Annotated in this window: 7 protein-coding genes; 1 reads left to right on the forward strand and 6 read right to left on the reverse strand. The window is 49.2% G+C overall.

The window, feature by feature from the left end:
* Nucleotides 1–204 precede the first annotated feature (204 nt).
* On the forward strand, nt 205–765 hold the full coding sequence (locus Q1Q75_RS22315; RefSeq protein WP_300675400.1) for an ATP-binding protein: 561 nt from the start codon (nt 205–207) through the stop codon (nt 763–765).
* Nucleotides 766–951: 186 nt separating this feature from the next.
* On the opposite strand, the gene Q1Q75_RS22320 is transcribed toward Q1Q75_RS22315, so the two are convergent.
* From Q1Q75_RS22320 to Q1Q75_RS22345, 6 genes are all read right to left on the reverse strand, one after another.
* Entirely contained in the window at nt 952–1182 is a 231-nt protein-coding gene (locus tag Q1Q75_RS22320; protein WP_366945288.1) for a helix-turn-helix transcriptional regulator, read from the reverse strand.
* 379 nt (nt 1183–1561) lie between these two features.
* Nucleotides 1562–2797 (reverse strand): type II toxin-antitoxin system HipA family toxin, encoded by a 1236-nt coding sequence (locus Q1Q75_RS22325; RefSeq protein WP_300675391.1) that lies wholly within the window; start codon nt 2795–2797, stop codon nt 1562–1564.
* Nucleotides 2798–2800: 3 nt separating this feature from the next.
* Complete coding sequence (locus tag Q1Q75_RS22330) at nt 2801–3031, reverse strand: helix-turn-helix transcriptional regulator (RefSeq protein ID WP_300675393.1); 231 nt, start codon at nt 3029–3031, stop codon at nt 2801–2803.
* 295 nt (nt 3032–3326) lie between these two features.
* Nucleotides 3327–3491, reverse strand: coding sequence for a hypothetical protein (locus Q1Q75_RS22335; protein WP_300675395.1), 165 nt, complete (start codon nt 3489–3491; stop codon nt 3327–3329).
* Between the two features lie 5 nt (nt 3492–3496).
* The gene (locus tag Q1Q75_RS22340) at nt 3497–3970 is read right to left on the reverse strand and encodes a retron system putative HNH endonuclease (RefSeq protein WP_300675397.1); all 474 of its coding nucleotides are present in this window, start codon (nt 3968–3970) and stop codon (nt 3497–3499) included.
* Complete coding sequence (locus tag Q1Q75_RS22345) at nt 3963–5408, reverse strand: AAA family ATPase (RefSeq protein WP_300675398.1); 1446 nt, start codon at nt 5406–5408, stop codon at nt 3963–3965. Before Q1Q75_RS22345 ends, Q1Q75_RS22340 begins: the two co-directional genes overlap by 8 nt.
* Nucleotides 5409–6002 lie beyond the last annotated feature (594 nt).

Genomic DNA, 6002 nt, shown 5'->3' on the forward strand with positions numbered 1-6002 from the left:
GAAGATGTAGTGGTTTACCTCAAAGCTCTGATAACGCGGCAGATGAGTGCACCCGGCTCGCCCGAAGGGTGAGAAAATCAGACAGAATACCGTGGATTACATTTTGCATTTTTGAAACGACTGAAAATATGACTGCGAAGAACTATCATTACGGATTATTCCTTGGTCCTGATTGTTTTCTCATGAAATATCCGGGATAGCCGCCTGGGTGCCGTACATGTCAAGTTGGATACCGATGGTATGACTATCAGCAATCCTGGAGGTTTCGTGGAAGGGGTGACCCTTGAAAATCTGTTGGTTGCCGATCCTCGTTCCCGAAACCCATTGTTGGCAGATATCATCAAGCGCATTGGACTGGCAGAACGTACCGGGCGCGGCATTGATCGGATTTTTGAAGGGATGCTGCGTTATGGACGGCCATTGCCTGATTATTCCATGTCCACCTCATATACCGTTTCCGTTTGGATGGCTGCTGCTGTTGCCGATCTTGATTTTTTGCATATGGTCATTACCCGTGAAGAACAGCTTGGTGCAATGCCGATTGATTCCCTGATCATTCTTTCTCGCCTGAGAGACGAGCGCCGATTGACCACCGCAGAACTTGCAAAATCAGTTCAAAAACCGGAGACTGTTGTGAGGGCTGCAGTGGAAAAGTTGGTTGAAGCAAGTCTCATTGAAGCGCACGGTTCGAAACGAGGGCGGTCCTACACGCTGAGTGTTAAGGTTTATCAAAAATCAGGCCAAAAAGCTGAGTATGTTCGGTAGTCGCAGGGGGGCTTTTTATGAGCTTAAGCCATAACATTTGCGCCTGACGCATAAGTTATGAGCCGGCTCATAACTGGCTCATAAATGGCTCATAAATGGTATCGGACACTGAGTGCCGGCACTTGTTCGAGCAGAAAGCTGTAAATGACATTTTGTGTTTTGGTTTTTCATGAAATATCCGGGCTATCACCTGCCTTCTGCAAAGAGATCAATGCCAATGAGCTGGGTGACCCGTAACACACGATCAAACTCTAAGGTAGGCTTGCCGTTTTCAAGCTCAGAGATGAATCGGGTTCCCACATTGCAGAGCCCAGCGAAATCCGCTTGGGTCATTCCGACCTTTTTTCTTTTGGCGCGAACCATTTTGCCAATCTCTGCCGCATTTTTTATGGGGGTCATTTCTGATGATGGCTGCATTGTGTTCCCGTTCGGGCATTATATGGGTTTTTTAATTGTAATGACAAGATTTATTCCCGTTCGGTAACGATATGGAAAATATCGTATGATGACAACCTATTTTTCCCTTACGGTAAAATTATGCATAGAAGGACTCAGCCAGGCAGGGTATCGGAAGGGGCTTCGCCGCTTAAAAAAACAAGTCGGGCCACAGATGTCACAGATGGGCACAGATGGGGGAAGGGAAAATTAAAAGCGGGGGTTCACGATGGGGCATGAAGTTCATGAGGCGGGGAAAGTAGGGGGGAATGGAGGTCTGGACGGTGTGACTTTATGTTTTGTCCAATGTCAAGACGCGGCCCCTTCTCGCGCCTTCTCGTAAGTGCTTTAGGGAAATCGTTCACATGTTTTTAACCCTTTGAGCTTGAGCCTGAATCATTGCCATAATTTTCGTGGCAGTCTCCTGTAAAACAGGATCGTCAGGCATTTCTTTTTTGATATTTTCTGTCAGGGCTGGGAGAAGTCTGGATATCTTTTTCAGCCTGCGACGCAGTTGCTTGACGCTGATTTCAAGGTCTCCTGCCAAGCGTTGCCAGTGGATGGGGAAAAGGTAATTCATCTGTCCTTTTCCGCAGATATGCATGGCCATTTTTTGTGAGAGCTCCGGGTAGATGAGGGTGGAGACGAGATCGTAAAACGGCGCGAGGGCTGTGCCTGCTTGCGTGTACAGCAGGGAGACGTTTTTTGCATGGGCATCGCAATTGCCGATTAAAAAATTGAATATCATCCAATCGATCAGTTTGTTTTTTTCAACGATCGGTGTGGTGCAGAGTTCATTGATGGACTGAATGCAGTTGGCATATCCAGGGCCGCCCTCGTTTTCATATTTTCTGTCAGGCATGACGCCAAGGGCCTGACAGAAATCCTCTTGGTGGAGCCGGTGAAGGCACCCTTTGTCATCTCTGTATCTATCATAGCGCTCAATGATAAAGGCATGGATCCCTTCATAAGTCCAGATAAACACCCGAGGCACCGGAAGCCCCGCCTTTTGCGCAAGCTTCATGCAGAAGAATTCATTTTCAATGAGATCGGGAAATCCAGGAGAGGCGATCTTGAGAATATGGCTGCTTGGTGCACTTCCGTTGGGAAGAGAAAATTGGTCGTTTTCATAATAGACAGGGATTTTGTTCTGGGCTCCGGCAAGGGAGAGGCGAAGTTCATCGCTGTGGATGATGAGAGGTCTCAGCGATGCCGACTTTATCATATCGGCAAGGAGGTTGTCGGGTAACGGCCTATAGGAGGCCTTTGCTTGAGGCCGCTCACCAGGGGTGAGAAGGGAGACAGCTCCTGCGCACTCTCCACCGATCTCTCGAAGTAACGCAAAATCGTTGTCTGCAGATATTTTACGATCTTTTGCGATGAGGTTCCGCAGGTCGCCTTCTGGGAGCAGGTTCGAAAAAAAGGCCCTCACCCGATCGTGGGCATGGGCATCAGAAATTAACGGCAAGGTGGCAGAAAGCGGGATGGGGTGGTCTGAAGTGAGATACTCTGATGCGTACTCAAAGGTGAAAAGCCGATCTTTCTGAGAAAGAACGCCGGCCAGTTGGTCGTGTATGAACACATGAAGAATTTGCACCTATCACCTGCCTTTTGCAAAGAGGTCGATTCCAATGAGCCGAGTGACCCTTAACACACGATCAAACTCTAAGGTCGCCTTCCCGTTTTCAAGCTCAGAGATGAACCGGGTTCCCACATTGCAGAGCCCTGCAAAATCCGCCTGGGTCATTCCTATCTTTTTTCTTTTGGCGCGAATCATTTTGCCAATCTCTGCCGCATTTTTTATGAGGGTCATCTCTGATGCTGGGTGCATTGTGTTCCCGTTCGGGCATTATGTGGGGTTTTAGTTGTGAAAATGCGATTTTATTCCTGTTCGGTAACGATATGGAAAATATCGTATGATGACAACCTATTTTTCCCTTACGGTAAAATTATGCATAGAAGGACTCAGCCAGACAGGGTATCGGAAGGGGATTCGCCGCTTAAAAAAACATGTCGGGCCACAGATGAAGGGTAGGAAGTTCATGAAGGTGGCAGCAGGGGGCAGATAAGAAGAACATGATGAGCGCTTTTGTCTAATGTCACGACCTCTCTCCCCTATTTTTTTATCAGAGCATCAACGTATGCCGAATGGCCGTTTCAAAGGGCTGGCCTTTGATGGCCTTGATTTCTGCCATTAAAAAAGGAACCCACTCGTCCTCACCAAAAAGGGCCGCCATTTCAGCCAGCTCTTCTGCGGTTTGAAGGTACCCTTGAACGGCGTTTTTTCGCATCTGCCTCAATGCACCATGTTTTGCGTCAAGGTTAAAGATGGCCAAGGTACCCTGAGCCCGTTCTTTTTCTGGTTCAGAGAGTTCGTCGTTGATGGCGATGGTGCCATCGCTGACAAAGAGGAAAAAGTGATCGGATCCTCTTCATCCATTTTAATGGGAAGAGCAGGGTCATAGGCAGGGTGCGCGTCCTTGTGACGACCGCAACTGATTTTCCTGTTGCATGATCCAAAGAGGTTGTCCCATTCAAAGGTTACTCTGGGGTCTTTTCCCTTTTGTCGAAAGTGTTCGATGTGGGCATCTCGCTGCCCATTTTGCGTCAGGAGAGGAGATTCGCAGTATGCACACAGATTCCCCTGCATGGCATGGAGTTGCACCCAGATTCCTTTTTTGTCCTCGATTGTCACAAGGCTCCAGTTATCTCTTCCGTGGCGGTACTTGGAGAGGCAGTTCGGAGGGGATGGGCGTTTCAACTTATGCACCTTTTTTGACAGCCTCCCGTTTACCCGCCTTCGGGAGCTTGGATTTCATGGTTTGTCTCATGTCTGCAAGGCGAATGAGGCGATTGCACTCCAGAATTTCATGGTGTGTCTCACCGAAATGCTCAATGAGTGTTTTGCGCAACTTCATCCCTTCAGGCGTTTCAGCGTATCCCTTTTGGATCAAGCCTCTATAGGCACTCAAGCATCTGGCTTCTTCCACATCGGGTGTGGGATCCAGGTCCATGAGCCAGGCAAGGATGTCGGAGCTTGCTACGCCCCGGGATTGAATCGTCGGTGATTCAACCGAAACACTCACAGAGCCTGTTTCAGTGCTGTGAGCCTGTTTGAGTATCCGAATCGACTCGCTTTTGACGGTGGTCAGTACCTGGGGGCTGTGGGTGGTCACCACAAACTGGAGGTTTGGAAAGGCCCGTTGGAGGCTTCCGATGATGGTCTGCTGCCAGCCGGGGTGGAGAAACATATCCACCTCATCGATCATGACGATTCCCGATGTTTCAAGGGCCGCGCTTTCGCCCAAGTAAGGGTTAAGGCGAATACAGCGAAAGGCAAGGTCTGCCACCATCACCACGGTGTTTCTAAGGCCGTCACTCAAAAATGAGAGGGGCATGAGCCCGTGGTCAGGGTGGCTCATGGCCAGCTGCTTTAAAGATGTCCGGTAGGTCAGGTTCTTCCAGCCGGTGGCGTGTTGGGTTATCTCGTTCACTGCTTTCTGGACCACAGCGATGGCCTCTTTGAACGGGCGTACATCGTCCTCCGGAGAGATCTCATCCTCCATAGTGTGGATCTGATGCTCCATGTAGCTTTTGTAGACCCAGACAAACCAGTCTTCGAACTGTTTGTAGCTGGAAGACGCCGTGATGCAGTTCTGGTATGCCCAGGTTCTGGAGAAAATGTCCTGATTCAGGCTTTTTTCATCTGCTTTGCCATGGTAACGGCCCTGGTACCAGAGTCTTCCTGTGCCAAGGTAAGCCATCAGAGGGAGCGTCACCTCCTCAAAACTTCGGACTCTTCTTTGTAAGGTTTTCCCATAGTTTGTAAGGCTCTTTGCCCCGGCATCCATCAATGTATTGGAGCGAGGGGTGAGCTTTTCCCGTGACAGAACCCAATGCTTGAGATCGTTTTTTCCGCTCAGAAGATTTCCCGAGACCCGAACCGTCGAGGGAACCCTGGGTTCCATCTCTCCAGAGTCACCCTTGATTCTTCTAACATCTTCAGTCTGAATGGTTGCGGATTTGCCAGTCTGGCTGCCAAGATCAAACGCCTTCACAAAGGGCCATACGGCAATGCGAAGGGCATCCAGAATGCTGGTTTTTCCCCCGCCGTTGGGTGCAATGAGCACAGTAAGGTCGGGGTGTAGATCGAGTGTGATCTTTTCAAAGCATCTGAAGTTTTCGACCTCGATTTGTGTCAGCTTCATGGGTTCTGCTCCGGTGAAACGGCTTTTGAAAGCAATTTACTCAAATCATAGTTGATGCTGGCCATTTCAAAGCCTGGCTCAGCGTGAAACGGCTCCTTTATTTCATAAGGCCCTTCGTATCTATCACTATCCACCATGATTATGGCAAGGATAAATTTGTCTTTCGGATTCATGCCGCAAGATGATTACGTTGCGGTTGGCGGTGGACTTTCATCTAAGCCTCGGTTGGCAATAAACACCACAACTTCTGGCTCGTGTCTGGTTATCCGCGGGATTAAAACGGCTTCGCCCCTTAAAAAAGAAAAAATTGGGCCACAGATGTCACAGACAGGCACAGATGGGGGAGGGGAAAAGTAAAAGCGGGGGCTCATGAAGGGCATGAAGTACATGAGGTGGGGAAAGCCGAGGGTATGGTTTATGTTTTGTCCAATGTCAAGACGCGACCCCTCCTCGCCTCCTCGTGTCGTACCCTTCATCCGCTTTCTTCCATCTGCATTTATCTACTTCACATATTCTCAATCTGTTCAAACCCAACCCCCAAGGCATCGGCAATCTTTTGGAGGGTCTCTTTCCGGAGATTTGCTTCCGGTTGTT

Origin of the sequence: Desulfoluna sp. (assembly GCF_030145185.1) — a bacterium.
GTDB lineage: Bacteria > Desulfobacterota > Desulfobacteria > Desulfobacterales > Desulfolunaceae > Desulfoluna.